The organism is Microbispora sp. NPDC088329, from assembly GCF_040685655.1.
GTDB lineage: Bacteria > Actinomycetota > Actinomycetes > Streptosporangiales > Streptosporangiaceae > Microbispora.
The window spans coordinates 116,118-133,503 of record NZ_JBFBIP010000001.1; the positions used below are offsets into that span (position 1 = coordinate 116,118).

Consider the following 17,386-nt stretch of genomic DNA (forward strand, 5'->3'; position numbering starts at 1 on the left):
CTCACATGACCACCCCGTCCGGCCACTCCTCGGCCATGATGGGCCCTCCATTAGCCTTGCGCTGCTCGTGGAACGCAAGTATCTGCAGCTCGATTGATAAATCGACTTTACGGACATCCACGCCGTCAGGCACAGCCAAGACGACGGGGGCGAAGTTCAAAATACTGGTGACGCCGGCCGCGGTGACACGATCGCAGACCTGCTGCGCCGCGGTCGCGGGGGTGGCGATCACCACGATCGAGACTCCGCGCTTCCTGATCACCGACTCCAGTTCGTCGGTGTGCTCGACGACGAGACCCGCGATGCGGTCGCCCACGACGTGCGGATCCGCGTCGAGAAGACCGGCGATCCGGAACCCGCGGGAGGCGAATCCGCCGTAGTTCGCCAGCGCGCGGCCGAGGTTTCCCACGCCCACGATCGCCACGGCCCAGTCCTGAGTGAGACCAAGCTCACGCGATATTTGGTAGATGAGGTACTGCACGTCGTAGCCCACACCCCTGGTGCCGTACGACCCGAGGTGAGACAGGTCCTTGCGGAGCTTGGCCGAGTTCACCCCGGCGGCGAGCGCCAGGTCCTCCGAACTCACCGTCGCCGTGCCCCGCTCGGCCATCCCGTTGAGCGCACGCAGATAGAGCGGCAATCTGGCGACGGTGGCGTCGGGGATGCCACGGTCGCGGGCCTGCGGGATACGGCGGATCACTTGCCGGGGCTCCAGGGGAACGGACGGCCGGTTGCGCCCCCGGCCGCACAGCGGATGCGACGGTTGGATTCCAGGTTAGTGCTTTTGTGAAGCAATGCACAAAGTCGATCGTGCGGGGCTTCCCTCGCCTCCAAGGGTCCCAGGAGGGGGCGGCGGTCTCCATTCCGGGCTGCGGGCATCGCGATAATCGGGAGCATGGCTCCTCAAGACCACCGGATCACGCTGCTCGGCAAGCCCGGCTGCCACCTGTGCGACGACGCCCGCGCGGTGGTCGAGCGCGTGGCCGCCGAGCTGGGCGTTTCCTGGGAGGAACGCGACATCACCGCCTCACCTGAGGACCAGGCGGAGTACTGGGAGATGATCCCCGTCGTCCTGATCGACGGCGTGCAGCACGACTACTGGCGGGTCAACGAGAACCGCCTCCGCGAGGCCCTGGAGCGCTGAAGCCGCGACTGTGGCGCTCCAGCTCGTCGCCGAGGGCGGGATCGCCTTACATGGCCGGCTACGGCCTGGGGCTGATGAGCACGCCGCCGCCCTGCGGCGGTGTCCTCTGGGGTCACCGCCGCCCTGTGCGAGACCCCCTCATGATCTAGAGGACTTGGCGGGTGGGGAGGGGGGCCACCTTGGCGGCGTTGACGGTGAGCTCGATGACGTTGGCCGCCAGCACGTACCTCACCCGCTCGGTCGCGAACCGCTCCATGTGCGGCTGCCGCTGGTGCTCGCCGTAGCCGACCTCGTCGCGGTAGAGCTCGTAGACGATGCGCTGGAGCGGGGCCGACTTGACGCCGTGGCAGACGAACAGCAGCGTGTCGGGCTCGTTGCGCTGGACGGCCTCCACCGTCTCCTCGGCCAGCTTGTCGAACGCCTCACCCGTGCCGTCGAGCAGCGTGAAGACGGTCAGCAGGCCGTAGATGCCGGGGGCCGGCTTCACCGAGCTCCCCTGACCGGCCGGACGGTCCGCCTGCCCACCGCCCTGCCCGCCGCCCTGCCCGCCGCCCTGACGGCTCATGGCCGGCCGCGACCTGCCGCCGAAGCCCACGCCGAAACTCGCCGCCAGGTCGGCCGGGTCGGGGACCTCCGCCCCGGGATAGAGGGCCCCGGTGGCGGGCATCGCCCGGTCGGGCTCGGCCGGCGGCGCCGCGGGCATGCCGTACTCGGGCCGGCGGGGCTGGCCGTACTCGTCAGCGGCGAGAAGCTGACCGGTCGCGGGCCCGCCGAAGTCGTCGGCGGGCGGACGGCCGTCGGAGGGCCGCATGCGGGCGGCGTAGTCGACCTCGCCCTGCTCCCCCGCCCGGTATTCGGCCACCAGATCTCCGAGCCCGGAGCGTCGCGGCGCTCCCGGCGCCCCTGCCGCTCCCGGAACGCCGGGGGGCGCCGCACCCGGCCCGCCGGGGCGGCCGCCCGGGGCCCCGCGCGGCGGCACCGGCGGCACCGGCGGCCCCGAGGGCGCGGAGGGCACGCGGGTCTCGGCACGCATCGCGCTGTCGGCCCGGCCGCCGCGCCGCCCCTGCCACTCCTCCTCCGCGGGCTCCTCGTCCTCACCCTCGTCGTCGTACGGCGCGAGCGGGCGGGCCACGGCATACCAGACGCCTCCGGCGGAGGCGGCCAGCACCGCGACGACGACCAGCCCCGGAAGCCCGAATTCGAGCACACCAGAGATCGCCATTCCCGCCGGGGCGAGCACGACGGTCGCGTTCATGTTGTCGACGTCGTACTCGTCGCCGTCACGCCAGGCCATCACCGCCATGACGAGACAGAGCAGGAGAAGGAAGACCACCAGGCCGTGGACGCCCCGCAGCAGCCACTCCGGCCACAGGTCCCAATGCGCCGGCCCGTCAGGGAGGGATTTGCCGAACCCGGCGGTGACGACGGGGTCGAGCACCATGATGACCGTGCCCACAACCGTGAACGCGGCGCCGAGGAGCCATCCGGCGAAGCGGGCGCCGCCCCTCTCCGCGAGGAGCTGGACGACACCGACCGCCAGCCACAGCGGCGCCAGCAGCGAGCCGGTGATCTGGTAGGCCCGGAACGTCACGGGCCCGAACCCGGTGAGGTGACCGACGGCGATGGCGCCGAGCGACAACGTCAGCGCGCCCGTGGCGATGCTCCACGCGATCAGCCAACCGGCCGGCTCGTCCCGGAGACGCCCGACGAGAACGCCGGTGGTGATGCCGGCGAGCAGAGCGCCGGCGAACGCGAGGAGAGCGACGAGGACTTCCATGGTGGCACCCATGCTGCCGGACATCGGCTTCCCACCGGTAGCCGGTCACCCGGTCCGGCGATGTCGTCATCCGTGTCTTCCCTGCCGAACGCGATTCCTCCATCCGAACGGATTGTGTTATCTCCCGTTGATTTCTAGAGTGTTCGAGCACGCCGACTCCCCTTCCCCCATGGGATAACGGATGCCGAACACGTGGCCGTTGGCCGGGCTTTCTCCTCCGGCCACCGCAGGAGCAGCGCGACCCGCGCACTCCACCGGTCTCTCCGACCGGGAGCACGAGCACGACGAGATGCGAAGTCTCGTGCTGCGCGCCAAGACCGGCGACAGCGAGGCGTTCGGCATGCTCTACGACCACTACCTGGAACTGATCTACCGGTACGTCTACTTCCGGGTCGGCAGTCACGCGCTGGCCGAGGACCTCACGAGCGAGACGTTCCTGCGGGCGCTGCGGGGCATCGCCGAATTCACCTGGCAGGGCCGCGACTTCGGCGCCTGGCTGGTCACGATCGCCCGCAACCTCGTCACCGACCACTTCAAGTCGGGCCGCAACCGCCTCGAGGTGACCACGGCCGAGATACTCGACACCCCCCTGGACGGCCCGCACATCCCCGAGAACGCGGTCGTCACGAACATGGTCAACGAGCGGGTCATGCTGGCGATCAAGCAACTCGGCGCCGAGCAGCAGGAATGCGTGATCCTGCGCTTCCTGCACGGGATGTCGCTCGCCGAGACGGCGAAGATCATGGGCAAGAAGGCCGGGGCGATCAAGGCGCTCCAGTTCCGGGCGATCAGGGCCCTCGCCCGGGCGCTTCCTGAGGATCTCGGCTGAAACGCCCGTAACCATTTCCCATACCCCATCGTTGGGCATGTGGCAGGTCGGATCTTCAGGCGGTTGTCGCGGGCCGTCCGGAAGGTGATGAAACGCTTCCGAGCGGCCCCGCGAGGGGATTCCACTCGGCGTCAAGCGGGGATGGCGGGAGCGTGATGGGCTGGTGGCGACCCTCGCGCCGCGCGGGCGGCCGGTCGGCGGCCCGTACCCGCGGTGTCGCCGCGCGCGTGGGCGGCCTGCGCTCTCTGCTGGGCGGCGGCCCGAGACCGGAGTTCCGCGAGAGGCTGCGGGCCGACCTGATGCGCGCCCATGCCGCCGAGCGCGCCGCCGGCAGGCACGCGGCGGGAAAGCACGCGGCGCCCCCCGCGGCCGCACCCGCGCGGCCCCGGCCCCGCAGGTCCCTGCTCGTACGGCTGTGCCCCCTGCTGGTCTTCTGCGTACTGCTGGCGGGGATGTTCGGCGCCGGTGTGCGGATCTACCACTCGGTGCCCGGCGAGGCGCTGTACCCGCTGAAGAGGCTGGCGGAGTCGACGGTGCTCGACCTCGCGTACGACGATGAGGAGCTGGCGAAGCGGCAGATGGTCGCGGCGCGGCAGCGGGCGGCCGAGACCGCCTCGCTGGTGGGCGCGTCCGCCCCGGACCGCGGCCGGCTGATCGCGCAGACGCTCGACGACATGGAGACGACCACCAGGGCCGCGCTCAGCCGGGTGGCCCGGCCGGGACGCACCTCGGGCGAGGCGCGCGAATTCGCCCGTGAGCAGCGCAATCTGGTGGAACCGCTACTTCCGAAGCTCGACCGGGAAAATCGCGATAAGGCCAACCAATACCTGAGTTATATCGAGTCGTTCACGGGTTCCGGCCGTTGACACGTCATGTCCCGCTCACCCCCTGGTCCCGTTCCGGGCGCCGCACGGCGGTTAAGCTGATGAGCCATGAGGCGGCTATTGCGACGGCGGGAAGCGGCGGAAATCGCCGGCGAGGTGGCGGCCGCCGCGGCGGTGTCCGCCCCCGAGGTCGTCCCCGATGTCACCGCGGCGGCGTTCTTCGACGTCGACAACACCATGATGCGGGGCGCCTCGATCTACCACTTCGCCCGGGGTCTGGCGGCACGCGGCCTGTTCACCAGCCGTGACCTCATGAAGTTCGCGCTCGGGCAGGCGTGGTTTCGCGTGCGGGGCAACGAGAACCCCGAGCACATCGCCAAGGCCAAGGAGATGGCCCTCGCCTTCGTCGCCGGACTGAAGGTGGACGAGGTCGTCCGGCTGGGCGAGGAGATCTACGACGACGTGATGGCCGATCGCGTGTGGCAGGGCACCCGCGCGCTGGCCCAGGCGCACCTGGACGCCGGGCAGCGCGTGTGGCTGGTCACCGCCACACCGGTCGAGCTGGCCCGGGTCATCGCGCAGCGGCTCGGGCTCACCGGTGCGCTCGGCACGGTCGCCGAAACCGCCGACGGCGCCTACACCGGAAGGCTCGTCGGCGACCTGTTGCACGGCCCCGCCAAGGCCGAGGCCGTCCGGGCGCTGGCGCGCCGCGAGGGCCTCGACCTCGCCCGCTGCTCGGCCTACAGCGACTCGGCCAACGACCTGCCGATGCTCTCCCTGGTGGGGCACCCACACGCCATCAACCCCGACAGCGAACTGCGCGAGCACGCCAGGGAGAGCGGCTGGGAGATCCGCGACTTCCGCACGGGCAGGAAGGCGACGATGATCGGCCTGCCGATCGCCGCGACCGCGGGGGCCATCGCGGGCGGCGTCGCCGCCGGGATCGCCCTGCGCCGCCACTACCGCTCGGCCCTCTGATCAACCGATCGGTCGCCTGCCCGCGGGCGCCTCGCGTACGCCCATGAACGCGGCCGTGACGGCCGTGACGGCGACGAGCGCGGCGGCGATCTCCAACGTGAGCCGGATCGCCCCCAGGGCGGCGCTGCCCGCATCGGCGTGCGCCCGGACGTCCGCGGTGAACCTGTGGAGGAACGCGGTGCCGAGAACGGCGACGCCGAGGGTGCCACCGAACTGCTGGACGGCGTTGAGCAGGCCGGCGGCGGAACCGGTCTCGTGCGCCCGGCGAGATCGCCCAAGCGGCCGCCGGGCACCAGCAGCACGGCGAAGGGCAGGGTGTAGGCGGCGCTGAACCACTGGATGTCGGACTCGGCGCCGCCGAAATCGCGGTGGATCACGGGCGCGACCACCGTCGCGATCGTGGCGTCCAGCAGATTCATCGCCTCGGCGACCAGCAGCGCGACCAGGGCCGCCCACCTCCGTCGATACGCCGTCGCTACGGCGGTGTCCTCCAGTGCGGGCATGGCGTGTCCTTCCGGGTCGTTCGTGGGCACGCAGCAGCCTGGGGCGTACGGATGGCGAGCTTCCAGCAAGGACGCCGAATTCGCGGATTTCGCGGCTCACCACGACCCCCGCTGCGTCTCAGGCTCTGGCGTACGCGCTGGCCCGGCGCCCAGACACCTCCTGGGTCGAACTGGCCTCCGGAGGCACCGAGATCTTCGCGATCGTCCACGCGGAGGACGACGGCCGCCTGTCACGGTCGTTGCTGCTGCACGACATCCCGCGTACGTCCGGGATCACGGCCGTCTCGGCGCACCTGCTGCTCCACACCTGTCTGGGCGGTCCGACCGCCTGGCGTGGACGGCTGCGAACCCTCAGCGACGAGCAGCGACGGGCACTCGCAAGGCCGGCCGCCGCATCGGGCACCCGCGACCGGGTGAGCCTGACGGACGGCGACCGCGCCCTGATCGACGTCCTGCGTCACGACGGCCGGGCCGGCTACGCCGAACTCGCCGCGGCCACCGGCTGGTCTCCGGCCACCGTGGCGCGCCGTCTGTCCGAGCTGCGCGACGGCGGGACGATCTTCTTCGACGTCGAGGTCGACGTCGCCGGCTACGGCGTCACCGCCCAGGCCCTGCTGTGGATGGCCGTCGCGCCCGCGCATCTGGACCAGGTCGCGGCCACCCTGGCCACCCACGACGAGCTCGCCGTCGTCGCGGCCACCACCGGCGCCACCAACCTGCTCGCCCATGCGCTCTGCGCCGGACCCGCCGATTTGCACCGCTACCTCACCCGGCGGCTCGGCACGCTCGACCAGTTCCGCACCCTGGAGACCGCCCCCGTCCTGCACACGCTCAAGGCGGCCGGACACCTCACGCCCGTGGCCGCGCGGCCGGGATTCCGCGCGGCACGCGCCTGAACGGCGGTCAGGCCCCGGACCGGCCCCGGACCGGCCGGCTCGGCACGGCCCGCTCGATCAGGCCGGTCAGCTCCCGGTGCACCAGCCTGGGGCGTTCGAAGCCGATCATGTGCCCGGCATCGGGAATTCGCACGAACCGGGCATTCGGCAGCGCCTCGGCGATGCGGCGGCTGTGGACGAGGGGGGTGAGCCGATCCCGCTCACCCACCATGACCAGCGTCTCGATGCGCCGGAGCGCCTTCAGCGCGGCGAACTTGTCGTGCACCCGGAAGTCCCGGAAGAACCCGACCATGACCTCCGTCGGGGTCGCCGAGGCCATCGCGTTGACGAGCCGGATGTGCCGGCGGCTCGCTCCCCTGCCGAACGCGACGTAGCGCGTCACCGGCGAATTCGTCCAGCCCTTCAACCGCGGTCGCCCGTCGATGACCGCGGCGCGGGTCAGCATGTTCTCGAACATCGAGGTGGCGACGCGGGGAGCCAGCCGCCCGAGCGGCCCGGGAAGGCCGAAGGTGCTCGCGTCGAGCCCGCCGGATGAGGTGCTGAGCAGCGCCGCACCGGCCACCCGCGACTCGACCAGGGCGGGATGCCGCTCCGCGAGCGCCATGATCGTCACGCCGCCCATCGAGTGCCCGACGAGGACGACCGGCAGCCCCTCCGGCACGGAGGCCTCGATGACGGCGGCCAGGTCGTCGCCCAGCCGGTCGATCGTGCACGCGTCCAGTGCCCCGGCCGTGGAGTCGCCGTGCCCGCGCTGGTCGTAGAGGATCAGCGTGCCCAGGCCGGCCAGAGCCTCGCGCTGGAGCTGCCAGCAGTGCCGGTTCATCAGCCAGCCGTGCGCGAAGACGACGGCGCACCGGGGCTCGGGATGGTCGTCGATCTCGACGGCGAGGCGCACCCCGTCCTCGGTCATGACCGTCGTCCGGCGTACGGGCGCGCGGTCCAGAGCCTGCGCGGCCTTCCTGGCCTGCGTCCGCCTGCCCTGGACCCGTCGCGCGGTACCGATCGCCAGGCCGAGGGCGAGCCCGGCGAGGGCGGCCTTCCGCCCCTTGCTCATGGTGCTCCTCCGGGGTGAGAGTGAGCACACCATACCGACCAGTAGGTCGCTTTGCCGGACCGGGTCTCGACGATGCCCGGACGCCCTTGCGGAACGATGTCGCGGTGCGCCGAAGCGGCGGACGCCTCGTCGTCACATCATGATCGACGGAAACGCGGGCCCCCGGCGCAGCCGCAGGGCGTCGAGCTGCGCCTGCATGCTCTCCCGGATCCGGTCGGTCAGGTCGAAGACCAGCATGGGGTCGTCGGCCTCCTCCGGGTCGTACTCGTCGGTCCGGATCGGCTCGCCGAACTCGATCAGCCACTTGGACGGCAGCGGGAGCAGGCCGAGCGGCCCGAGCCAGGGGAAAAGCGGTGTGATCGGCAGGTAGGGCAGGCCGAGCAGCCGGGCGAGCGACGGGCTGTCGCCGATCTTTGGATAGATCTCCTCCGCCCCCACGATGGCGCACGGCACGATCGGCACGCCGGCTCTGATCGCCGACGCGACGAACCCGCCCCGGCCGAACCGCTGGAGCTTGTAGCGCTCGGAGAACGGCTTGCCGAGGCCTTTGAAGCCCTCGGGGAAGACACCGACGACCTCGCCCTTGCGCAGCAGCCGGTCGGCGTCCTCCCGGCAGGCGAGCGTGTGACCGGACTTGCGGGCCAGGTGCCCGAGCACGGGCAGCTGGTAGACCAGGTGCGCACCGAGCAGGCGCAGCGGTCTGCCCAGCTCGTCGTGCACCGCGACCTGCAGCATCAGCGCGTCCACGGGCAGCGTGCCGGAGTGGTTGGCCACGATCAGCGCGCCTCGGTCGGGCGGCACGTTGCCGAGCCCGAGGACCTCGACCCTGAACCAGTGCCGGTAGAGCGGACGCACCGCCTCCAGCAGCACCGTGTCGTTGAGCTCGGGGTCGAAGCCGAACTCGTCGATCTCGTAGTCGCCGGTCACCCTGCGGCGCAGGAAGGCGAACAGCTCGGCGAGCCGTTCGTCGGCCGTGCCCCCATATGGGCTCCCATCCGGGCGCCAGTCGCGGAAGTCGTCCATGCCGGTCACCGTTTCGTCACGACCTCGGTCAGCCAGTCGACCACGGCGCGCGGCAGCTCGCCGGGGCCGCCACGTGATCGGAGGAAGTCGTCGAACGCGGCCGCCGTGCTGTACTTCGGCCGCCAGCCGAGCTCGGCGGCGAGCCTGGTGGTGTCCACCGCGCGGCCGTGGCTCATGAGCGACAGCTGCTCGGGTGAGAAGTCCACCAGCCGCGCTCCCCGGGCGAGCCCGCTGACCAGGCGGAAGGCGGGAGACGGCATCGGGATCACCGGCCGGCCCGTCCGCCGCACGCACTGGGACAGCAGCAGCACGCCGTCGCCCGCGACGTTGAACACTCCCGGGTGGTCGGCCCGTGACGTACGGCACAGCACCTCGACCGCGTCGTCCTCGTGGACGAACTGCAGCCGGGGGTCGAAGCCCAGCACGGTGGGCAGCACCGGCTGGGAGAAGTACCGCGTCAGGGGCGAGTCGACGGTCGGTCCCATGAGGGTGGCGAACCGCAACGTCGTCGTCGTCACGTCGGGTCTGCGCCGGGCGAAGCCCCGCACGTAGGTCTCGACCTCTGTGGCGTCCCTGGCGTAGCCGTGATGGGACGCCTCGACCGGCATGGTGTCCTCGGTGAACACGGCCGGAGCGTGCGGCGAGGAGCCGTACACGGCCGTGGTGGACCGCACGACCACTCGGCGCACCGTGGCGGAGCGCTGACACGCCGCGAGCAGCTGCATCGTCCCGATGACGTTGTGCTCCTTCATGGCCGGCCGGCCGCCCGACTCGACGCCGGGGCCGCTGACCAGACTGAGGTGCACGACGGTGTCGACGTCGGCGTCCCTGATGACCTTGCCCAGGTCGGGACTGCGCAACGCGACCCGCACGAACTCGGTGCGGCCGAGCACCGCGCCGTCCTCCCCGGCCGGGGATGGCGGCGGTGCCGTGTCCACGCCGATAACCCGGTCGACCTCCGGATCGGCCGCGAGCGCGATCGCCACACGAGCGCCGATGTGACCGGAGACACCGGTGACAAGCACAGTACGAGTCATCGACGCCTCGCCGGGGATGTGCGTGTTCACGGTCGCCCGGTCCCTGGGGACCGGTGCGCGCTCCGTCTCGGCTACTTCTTGTTACGCCGCTGGATACGGGTCTTCTTCAGCAGCTTGCGGTGCTTCTTCTTGGCCATGCGCTTACGGCGCTTCTTGATCACAGAGCCCACGGGACCCCCAGGTGAAGGTGTGTCTGTCAAACCGGCGCGCGAGCGCACACCGGCTCAACAGACTACCGGCGATCCGTGGTAGATCGCTCCCCCGGGGGACCCCGCGTCGGCAGGGAGTCGGCCACGCCGCCGTCAAGCATGACCTCCGGGGCGGTTCATCCCGCTTCGATGAACGCGTCCCGCAAGTAGTCGTGCACCGCCTGCTCAGGCACTCTGAAGGACCGGCCGACACGGATGGCCGGTAACTCCCCCGAGTGCACGAGCCGGTACACGGTCATCTTGGACACCCGCATGACGGTCGCCACCTCGGCCACCGTCAAGAACTTCACCTCGCTGAGAGGTCTTTCGCCTGCACCCATCGGACGCCTCTTCCGCACGTGTTTCCGGGTTATCCCCACTGGTGCCATTGCTCACGCACGTGTACTGCCGTCAGCGTAAGTCCGGACTCCGACTAGGCAAACCCCTCATTCCACCAGTCATCAGAGCCAAGTGCCGTCAAAACCGGAAAAATTGCTGGCAGCAGCCGGGCCGTGCCCCTCGCCCCAATCCTGGAACGGACCAACTTCTCTCACATCAGAGTCGCCCAGGCACACGAAAAAGTTGGCAAACGGTCGGCACAGAGCCCCAAAAGTGGGCGCGAAATGCCCGGTTTGGGAGGTCCGGAAGGGGAGTCAGAGGCTACGGGAGACCTGCGCGAGCAGGTACGCCGTCAACGGAGCGTAGAAGCGCGGCAGCACATTGTCGTCCAGGGGAACGGTGACGGCGATCTTCCCCTCGGCCTCGCCCACGAACAGCGCCGGGTCGTTGCTGTCGGCGAAGCCCACGGTCTCGACCCCGGCCTCGCCCGCGGCTCCCGCCCAGCCGTGGTCGGCGATCACGAGGTCGGGCCGCTCCTCGGCCAGCATCGCCTCCATCGGCGCCGCGTCGTGGGTGTGCACGAACGTGCCCCGGTCCTCCAGCATCGCCACGCCGTCGAGGTAGCGGATCCGCCTGCGGCGGCCGAGACCGCCGACGTACGTCCACCCTTCGGCGGGAAGCAGCAGCGTCGCCCCGTTCTCCGCGAGGAACCGTGCCAGCGCGAGGTGCATGGTGAGCAGACCGGTCGGGTGGCCGGTGGCGACCACGATCCGGGGCGAACCCCGCCGCAGGACCTTGGCGATGCGCTCGCCCATCTCCTCGACGGCGTCGATGGTCCGCTCGGGGTCGATGGTGTCGGGGCCCTCGCGATGTCCGGGATCGGCCACCACGCCCGCCTTGGCGGCCATGAGCGCCAGCACCTCGTGGTAGGACCACTCGCCCTCGAAGGTGAGCCCGAACAGGTAGTGCGGGTCGCGCAGCGCGAGCGACCGGTAGTGATCGAGGTTGTTCTCACGACTTGTCGCCACGTCACCCGCGATGGCGGTCCGGACGAGGTGATCGCGCAGTTCGGCTCGAGAGGGTGGTGGTGCGGTCACGACAGGTACAGCGCTCCTCGGCTCGGCGTGATTCCGTCCTTCTCAGGGCATGGGGTCCAGCCCGTGGAAGGGGAACACCGCCTTCCTGGTCGCGATGACGGCACGGTCGACGGCGTCCGCTGGATCGTATCCTCCCGAGATGTCCCGCCACTGCGGATGACGGCCGTCTGTCATGGTCAAAGGCGGTATCTCCCCGGTGCGCTCCCGCACGTACGTCCGCCAGGTCGCCGGTGTGGCGGTCGACGGTTCGACGGGGCGCCCCAGCGCCTCGGCGATCAGATGGGTCCACGCCCGCGGCACGACCTGGACCAGTTCGTATCCACCGCCGCCCACCGCGATCCACCGGCCGCCGGCGGTCTCGTGGGCCAGCCGGTGCAGCTCCGCGTAGGCCATGCGCTGGCCGTCCACACTGAGCATGAGATGGGCCAGCGGGTCGAGGGCGTGGCTGTCACAGCCCTGCTGGGTGACCAGGATCTGTGGCGCGAACGCGCGCAGCAGCGGCGGGACCACCGCGTGGAAGGCGCGCAGCCAGCCGGTGTCGCCGCACCCGGCCGGCAGGGCCACGTTGACCGCGGTGCCCTCCGCGCCGGTCTCCTCGGGAAAACCGGTGCCGGGAAACAACGTGCGCGGGCTCTCGTGCAGGCTGATCGTGAGCACTCTCGGGTCGTTGTAGAACGCCGCCTGAACGCCGTCGCCGTGGTGCACGTCCACGTCCACGTACGCGATCCTGGTCGCGCCCTGCGACAGCAGCCACGCGATGGCGACGGCCGGGTCGTTGTAGACGCAGAAGCCGCTGGCGGCGCCGGGCATGGCGTGATGCAGCCCGCCCGCGACGTTGACCGCGTGCTCGGCCCCGCCCGACCACACCGCCCTCGCGGCGGCCAGCGTCGCGCCCGTGACCAGGGCGGACGCCTCATGGACACCCACGAAGGCGGGGTTGTCCTCGGTGCCGAGTCCGTAGCGCAGGTCCGGACGGCCGTCCTTGGAGACGGTCTTGACCGCCTCGATGTAGTCGCGGTCGTGCACCAGCGCGATCTCGTCCTCGGTGGCGGGGAGGCAGCCGATCGTCGCGGCGGCGTCGAGCACGCCCAGATCGCGCGCGAGCGCCATGGTGAGCTCGACGCGTACGGGCGCGAGCGGATGGCCGGGCCCGAAATCGTATGAAACCAGAGCGTCGTCCCAGACGACCCGCACCGCCTGACTCATGCCGTGACGCTATCGCACGATCGGTGACAGGCGTCCACCCGGGCGTCACAGCCCGTCAGTCCGTGGCCCGATCAGTCCGTACGCCGATCAGTCCGTACGCAGCGCGACGACGGGATCGAGCCTGGCCGCCCGCCGGGCGGGGGCCACGCCGAAGAACACGCCCACGGCCGCGGAGACCCCGAAGGCGAGCACGATCGACCACCAGGTGATCGACGCGGGCACCGGCGAGACCGCCTGGATCAGCAGCGCCCCGCCGACCCCGGTCAGGATGCCGATCGCGCCGCCGATCGTGGTCAGCAGCACGGCCTCGATCAGGAACTGGCCGAGGACGTCCCGGCCTCTGGCGCCGAGGGCCTTGCGCAGGCCGATCTCCTTGGTCCGCTCCCTGACGCTGACCAGCATGATGTTGGACACCCCGACGCCCCCCACCAGCAGGGAGATCCCCGCGATCGCGGCCAGCACGCCGGTCAGCATGCCGAGGACCGTGCCGATCGTGCCGAGCAGCTGGGTCTGCGTGACGGCCGAGAACTTCTCGCCCGGGTAGCGAGCGCCCAGCGCGGCCACGACCCGCTGCCGCAGCGGTTCGATCTCGTCCGGGCCGGAGGCGCCGACGGCGATGCCGTTGATCCTCGGCAGCCCGAGCAGCCGCTGGGCGGTGGTGACCGGCAGATGCACCTCCTGGTCCCGCGCCACCCCGAACGTGGCTCCGACGGTCTCGTAGACGCCGATCACCCGGAACCGCACCCCGGCGATCGTGACCTGGCGGCCGATCGGATCGACGTCCCCGAACAGCTTGGCCGCGACCTCCGCGCCGAGGATCACCACCCGCCGCCGCGTGTCCACGTCGGTCTCGCTGAGGTAGCGCCCTCGGCGCAGCGGCCGGTCGAAGACGTGCGGCATGTTCTCGTCGGTCCCGGTCAGCGTGGCGAACACCTCCACGCGGCCCACCCGGACCGGCTCGCCGGAGTTCACCGCCACCGTCACCTTCGACGGGTCGCCGACCATGCGCCGCACGTACGCGACGTCGGCCAGGTCGAGGCGGCTCTGCGTGGGGGCCGCGCCCAGCCCCACCTGGCCGGGAACCACGAGGATGATGTTGCTGCCGAGCCCCGCGATCTCCTGCTCGACGGCGTTCTTGGCCCCGGTGCCGATGGCGACGAGGATCACGACCGAGAGCACGCCGATGATCACGCCGAGCATGGTCAGCGTGCTGCGCAGCCGGTTGACCCGCAGCGCGTCCACCGCCATGCGCAACGCCTCGGCCGTCTTCATGACAGGGTCCTCATCTGTCGAGCTCCACCCGACCGTCCCGTACGTGGATCTGACGCCGGGCCCGGGCGGCGACCTCGGCGTCGTGGGTGACGAGGACGACGGCGACGCCGCCCTCGTTGAGCCGTTCGAGCAGGCTCATCACCTCCTCGCCGTTGCGGGTGTCGAGGTTGCCGGTGGGTTCGTCGGCCAGCACCACCCGGGGGTCGCCCACCAGCGCGCGGGCTACGGCCACCCGCTGCTGCTCGCCGCCGGACATCTGGGACGGCCGGTGGGTGAGCCGGTGGCCGAGCCCGACCGCCTCCAGCGCCGCCCTGGCCCGCTCCCGGCGCTCGGCCCGGGACACGCCCCGGTAGACCAGAGGCAGCGCCACGTTGTCGAGCGCGGACGTGCGGGCCAGCAGGTGGAAGGACTGGAACACGAAGCCGATCGTGCGGTTGCGCAGGTCGGCCAGCCCGGAGTCGTCGAGCGTCGCCACGTCCACGCCGTTCACCCGCAGCGTGCCGGAGGTCGGCCGGTCGAGGCAGCCGAGCAGGTGCATCAGCGTGGACTTGCCCGAGCCCGACGGGCCCACGATCGCCGCGAACTCCCCCTGCCCGATGCGCAGGTCCACCCCGCGCAGCGCGTCGACAAGCACCCCGCCGTCCAGCCGGTAGGAGCGGGTGAGGCCGATCGCCTCGAACGCCGGCGCCGCCGCCCCGATCGGCTCAGGTGCCGGCCGTGTGGCGGGCGCCCCGGCCGGTCCCGATGCCGGTCCCGGCATCGGCCGCGTGGCGGGCGTGCCGGGGCCGTCGTCGCGGCTCACGTCAGAGACTGGCCGGGGCGCACGGTGTCGGCGCCCCTGACCACCACGCGCTCGCCGGGGGACACCCCGCTCAGAATCTCCACGACCGCGTCGCCCTGCGCGCCCAGCCGGACGACCCGCCGTTCGGCCTTCCCGCCGTGCTCCGCCCACACGATCATCTCCCGGCCGCTCGTGACGACCGCCGAAGCGGGCACGGCGGTGGCGTTCTCCGACCGCCGTACGGCGAGCCGCACCACGGCGCTCATCCCGGGTTTGGGCGCGGGGGCCGCGCCGCCGTCGTCGTAGGAGCCCCGCCCCAGGCGCAGCCGTACGGGATAGCTGACCCCGCCGGTCGCGCCCTCCTTGGGGGCGACCCCGACGCCGGTCACGGTGGCGGTGTACGTCCCGCCGGTCACCGCGTCGAACTCGACCTCGGCGGGCGTGCCCTTGCGGACCAGCAGCACGTCGGTCTCGTCCACATCGGCGGACAGCGTGAGCACGGACACGTCGGTCACGGTGACGATCGGATCACCCGCGGCCACCGGAACGCCGGTGGCGATCGTCCCGCCGGAACGGCCCGCGGGGGCGGCCGCGGCGGCTCCCGCCTGGCCCGCCCCCGTCAGGCCGGACAACCCGGCCGGCAGCTGCGAGACCAGCGCGTCGAGACCGGCGGCGCCGCCGGCGGAGGAAGCGCCGCCGAGCGTGACGATCCCGCCGAAGGGCGCCTTGACGACCAAGGCGTCCACGGTCTGCTCCGCCGCGCGCACGGCCGCTCTGGTCTGGGACCTCGACGCCGCCCGCAGCGACGCCATGGACGCGCTCAGCCCGCTCATCCCCGCGCTCACCTGGCCGCTCACCTGCGACAGCGTCTGGTCAATCGAACGGGTGAGCCCGTCGAGCACCGCCCCGAGCGCCCGCCGCTCGGCCCTCTGGCGCTTCTCCGCGGCGTCGATCGCGGCCAGCAGCCGGGCCCTGACCGTGCGGTCGCCGACCGACCTGGCCGCCTTCCTGGCCCGGGCGAAGGACGTGGCGACCTTCGCGTCGAACGAGGCCGGCAGCCGCAGGCGCGGCAGCCGTACGCTCACCGGAGCGCCGCCGAAGGACACGGGACGGGCGGCCTGGCTGTCGGCCTTCCGCGCGGCCGACAGCTGCCGCTTGGCCTGGGGAGAGCTGATCTTGGCGATGATCTGGCCCTTTTTCACCGTGTCGCCGTCCTGGACGTACAGACGGGCGACCGTGCCGGATGCGGGGGCGGTCAACGTGGCCGTCGCACGCGCGCCGACCGTCGCCGGGGCCTCGACGACCTCGCTGACGGTGGTCTTGGTGACCGTCGCCACCTGGGCTTTCGGAGGTTCGGTCGACGAGCACCCGGCGGCGAGCAGGACGGCGAGAAGCGGGACGATCCCGCGACGAGGCGTCACCCGGCCAATGGTAAAGGAACGGTCAACGAGTGATCGGGCACATTTCGATCACCGCATGGCGGCCTGGGCGCGAGCCGCGAACGCCGCCCGGCCGCCGGGACGCCGTGCGTCAGCCGGCGGCGAGACGGCGGCTGCGCTCGCACGCCGCCTCGATGGCGTCGAGGAACGCGGCCCGCACCTTGTGACGCTCCAGCTCGGCGATGGCGGCGATCGTGGTGCCTCCCGGTGAGGTCACGGCCTCACGCAGGATCACCGGGTGCTCCCCCGAGTCACGCAGCATGATCGCCGCCCCGACGATCGACTGGGTGACCATGTCGAGGGCGGCGGCCCGCGGCATGCCCAGCAGGATCCCGGCGTCGACCATGGCCTCGACCAGGTAGAAGAAGTAGGCCGGGCCGCTGCCGGACAGGGCGGTGGCGGCGTCCTGCTGCTTCTCGGGGATGCGCAGCACCTTGCCCACCGGGCTGAGCAGCGCCTCGGTGCGCTTGAGGTGCTCCTCCGAGGCGTGCGCCCCGGCCGAGATCACGCTCATGGCCTCGTCCACGAGGACGGGCGTGTTCGACATGACCCTGACGACCGCCACACCGTCCCCGAGCCTCGCCTCCACGAAGGCGGTCGTGATGCCGGCGGCCGCCGAGATCACCAGCCGGTCGGCGGCCACGTGCGGGGAGACCTCGGTCAGCAGCGCGTCCATGTCCTGCGGCTTGACGGCGAGGATCAGCGTCTCGGCCAGCTTGGCGGCCTCGGCGTTGCTCACCACGCGCACGCCGTACCGCTCGCGCAGCGCCTCGGCGCGCTCGGGCCTGCGGGCCGTGGCCATGATCTCGTCCGGTCGCAGACCGGCGCGTACCAGCCCGGAGAGCAGGGCCTCGCCCATCTTTCCGGTCCCGAGAATCGCGATCATTCCTGCACCTCTTCTGGGCGTGGCCGGGATCTCCACGCAGCTTACCGGCCCGCCGCACGCGCGGTTCCGACACCCGGCGTCAAGATCCGGCGACGGGAAATGTTGCGGTTTCG

General features: G+C 71.6%; 19 protein-coding genes. 5 read left to right on the forward strand and 14 right to left on the reverse strand.

The genetic code is table 11. The features are described 5' to 3' along the window. Position 1: 1 nt before the first annotated feature. Positions 2-700, reverse strand: a complete 699-nt coding sequence (locus AB0O28_RS00630) for a redox-sensing transcriptional repressor Rex (RefSeq protein WP_363634745.1) — start codon at positions 698-700, stop codon at positions 2-4. Positions 701-895: 195 nt separating this feature from the next. Between AB0O28_RS00630 and AB0O28_RS00635 the strand changes: the two genes are divergently transcribed. Further along, positions 896-1,144, forward strand: coding sequence for a glutaredoxin family protein (locus AB0O28_RS00635; protein ID WP_363634747.1), 249 nt, complete (start codon positions 896-898; stop codon positions 1,142-1,144). 145 nt (positions 1,145-1,289) lie between these two features. Here the strand turns inward: AB0O28_RS00635 and AB0O28_RS00640 are convergent, their stop codons facing one another. After that, complete coding sequence (locus tag AB0O28_RS00640) at positions 1,290-2,921, reverse strand: hypothetical protein (protein WP_363634749.1); 1,632 nt, start codon at positions 2,919-2,921, stop codon at positions 1,290-1,292. Between the two features lie 289 nt (positions 2,922-3,210). On the opposite strand from AB0O28_RS00640, the gene AB0O28_RS00645 reads away from it, so the two are divergent. The 3 genes from AB0O28_RS00645 (at position 3,211) to AB0O28_RS00655 (ending at position 5,552) form a co-directional block, all read left to right on the forward strand. Next, positions 3,211-3,750, forward strand: coding sequence for a sigma-70 family RNA polymerase sigma factor (locus AB0O28_RS00645; RefSeq protein ID WP_363634751.1), 540 nt, complete (start codon positions 3,211-3,213; stop codon positions 3,748-3,750). A gap of 155 nt (positions 3,751-3,905) precedes the next feature. Next, positions 3,906-4,616, forward strand: coding sequence for a DUF5667 domain-containing protein (locus AB0O28_RS00650; protein ID WP_363634753.1), 711 nt, complete (start codon positions 3,906-3,908; stop codon positions 4,614-4,616). Between the two features lie 66 nt (positions 4,617-4,682). Then, the gene (locus AB0O28_RS00655) at positions 4,683-5,552 is read left to right on the forward strand and encodes an HAD-IB family hydrolase (protein ID WP_363634755.1); all 870 of its coding nucleotides are present in this window, start codon (positions 4,683-4,685) and stop codon (positions 5,550-5,552) included. Here the strand turns inward: AB0O28_RS00655 and AB0O28_RS00660 are convergent, their stop codons facing one another. Further along, a complete protein-coding gene (locus AB0O28_RS00660) occupies positions 5,553-5,888 on the reverse strand; it encodes a hypothetical protein (protein ID WP_363634757.1) in 336 nt (111 codons plus the stop codon). 157 nt (positions 5,889-6,045) lie between these two features. Here AB0O28_RS00660 and AB0O28_RS00665 point away from each other — a divergent pair, with 157 nt between their 5' ends. Next, positions 6,046-6,951, forward strand: coding sequence for an Lrp/AsnC family transcriptional regulator (locus tag AB0O28_RS00665; RefSeq protein WP_363634759.1), 906 nt, complete (start codon positions 6,046-6,048; stop codon positions 6,949-6,951). Between the two features lie 7 nt (positions 6,952-6,958). On the opposite strand, the gene AB0O28_RS00670 is transcribed toward AB0O28_RS00665, so the two are convergent. From AB0O28_RS00670 to proC, 11 genes are all read right to left on the reverse strand, one after another. Further along, the gene (locus tag AB0O28_RS00670) at positions 6,959-8,005 is read right to left on the reverse strand and encodes an alpha/beta hydrolase (protein WP_363634761.1); all 1,047 of its coding nucleotides are present in this window, start codon (positions 8,003-8,005) and stop codon (positions 6,959-6,961) included. 132 nt (positions 8,006-8,137) lie between these two features. Then, positions 8,138-9,028, reverse strand: coding sequence for a lysophospholipid acyltransferase family protein (locus AB0O28_RS00675; RefSeq protein ID WP_363634763.1), 891 nt, complete (start codon positions 9,026-9,028; stop codon positions 8,138-8,140). A 5-nt stretch (positions 9,029-9,033) separates the two neighbouring features. Then, positions 9,034-10,095, reverse strand: a complete 1,062-nt coding sequence (locus AB0O28_RS00680; protein WP_363634765.1) for an NAD-dependent epimerase/dehydratase family protein — start codon at positions 10,093-10,095, stop codon at positions 9,034-9,036. 41 nt (positions 10,096-10,136) lie between these two features. After that, entirely contained in the window at positions 10,137-10,235 is a 99-nt protein-coding gene (locus tag AB0O28_RS00685) for an AURKAIP1/COX24 domain-containing protein (protein WP_018654693.1), read from the reverse strand. A gap of 155 nt (positions 10,236-10,390) precedes the next feature. Then, positions 10,391-10,594 (reverse strand): helix-turn-helix domain-containing protein, encoded by a 204-nt coding sequence (locus AB0O28_RS00690; RefSeq protein WP_030456159.1) that lies wholly within the window; start codon positions 10,592-10,594, stop codon positions 10,391-10,393. Between the two features lie 312 nt (positions 10,595-10,906). Continuing rightward, positions 10,907-11,689 carry a phosphatase gene (locus AB0O28_RS00695; protein ID WP_363634768.1) on the reverse strand — a complete coding sequence of 261 codons (783 nt, stop codon included), beginning with the start codon at positions 11,687-11,689 and terminating at the stop codon, positions 10,907-10,909. Between the two features lie 42 nt (positions 11,690-11,731). Then, positions 11,732-12,895: an acetoin utilization protein AcuC gene (locus AB0O28_RS00700; RefSeq protein ID WP_363634770.1), complete on the reverse strand. Its 1,164-nt coding sequence runs from the start codon at positions 12,893-12,895 to the stop codon at positions 11,732-11,734. Positions 12,896-12,982: 87 nt separating this feature from the next. Continuing rightward, positions 12,983-14,167 carry an ABC transporter permease gene (locus AB0O28_RS00705; RefSeq protein WP_363634772.1) on the reverse strand — a complete coding sequence of 395 codons (1,185 nt, stop codon included), beginning with the start codon at positions 14,165-14,167 and terminating at the stop codon, positions 12,983-12,985. A 10-nt stretch (positions 14,168-14,177) separates the two neighbouring features. Beyond that, a complete protein-coding gene (locus AB0O28_RS00710) occupies positions 14,178-14,969 on the reverse strand; it encodes an ABC transporter ATP-binding protein (protein WP_363634774.1) in 792 nt (263 codons plus the stop codon). After that, complete coding sequence (locus AB0O28_RS00715) at positions 14,966-16,369, reverse strand: HlyD family efflux transporter periplasmic adaptor subunit (RefSeq protein WP_363634776.1); 1,404 nt, start codon at positions 16,367-16,369, stop codon at positions 14,966-14,968. The genes AB0O28_RS00710 and AB0O28_RS00715 overlap by 4 nt, the downstream gene beginning before the upstream one ends. Before the next feature lie 109 nt (positions 16,370-16,478). After that, positions 16,479-17,273, reverse strand: coding sequence for a pyrroline-5-carboxylate reductase (proC, locus tag AB0O28_RS00720; RefSeq protein ID WP_363634778.1), 795 nt, complete (start codon positions 17,271-17,273; stop codon positions 16,479-16,481). Positions 17,274-17,386 lie beyond the last annotated feature (113 nt).

Coding starts and splice junctions, on each gene's coding strand:
- AB0O28_RS00635 (WP_363634747.1), top strand. CDS start 896: ATGGCTCCTCAAGACCACCGGATCACGCTGCTCGGCAAGCCCGGCTGC.
- AB0O28_RS00640 (WP_363634749.1), bottom strand. CDS start 2,921: ATGGAAGTCCTCGTCGCTCTCCTCGCGTTCGCCGGCGCTCTGCTCGCC.
- AB0O28_RS00645 (WP_363634751.1), top strand. CDS start 3,211: ATGCGAAGTCTCGTGCTGCGCGCCAAGACCGGCGACAGCGAGGCGTTC.
- AB0O28_RS00650 (WP_363634753.1), top strand. CDS start 3,906: ATGGGCTGGTGGCGACCCTCGCGCCGCGCGGGCGGCCGGTCGGCGGCC.
- AB0O28_RS00655 (WP_363634755.1), top strand. CDS start 4,683: ATGAGGCGGCTATTGCGACGGCGGGAAGCGGCGGAAATCGCCGGCGAG.
- AB0O28_RS00670 (WP_363634761.1), bottom strand. CDS start 8,005: ATGAGCAAGGGGCGGAAGGCCGCCCTCGCCGGGCTCGCCCTCGGCCTG.
- AB0O28_RS00675 (WP_363634763.1), bottom strand. CDS start 9,028: ATGGACGACTTCCGCGACTGGCGCCCGGATGGGAGCCCATATGGGGGC.
- AB0O28_RS00690 (WP_030456159.1), bottom strand. CDS start 10,594: ATGGGTGCAGGCGAAAGACCTCTCAGCGAGGTGAAGTTCTTGACGGTG.
- AB0O28_RS00700 (WP_363634770.1), bottom strand. CDS start 12,895: ATGAGTCAGGCGGTGCGGGTCGTCTGGGACGACGCTCTGGTTTCATAC.
- AB0O28_RS00705 (WP_363634772.1), bottom strand. CDS start 14,167: ATGAAGACGGCCGAGGCGTTGCGCATGGCGGTGGACGCGCTGCGGGTC.
- proC (WP_363634778.1), bottom strand. CDS start 17,273: ATGATCGCGATTCTCGGGACCGGAAAGATGGGCGAGGCCCTGCTCTCC.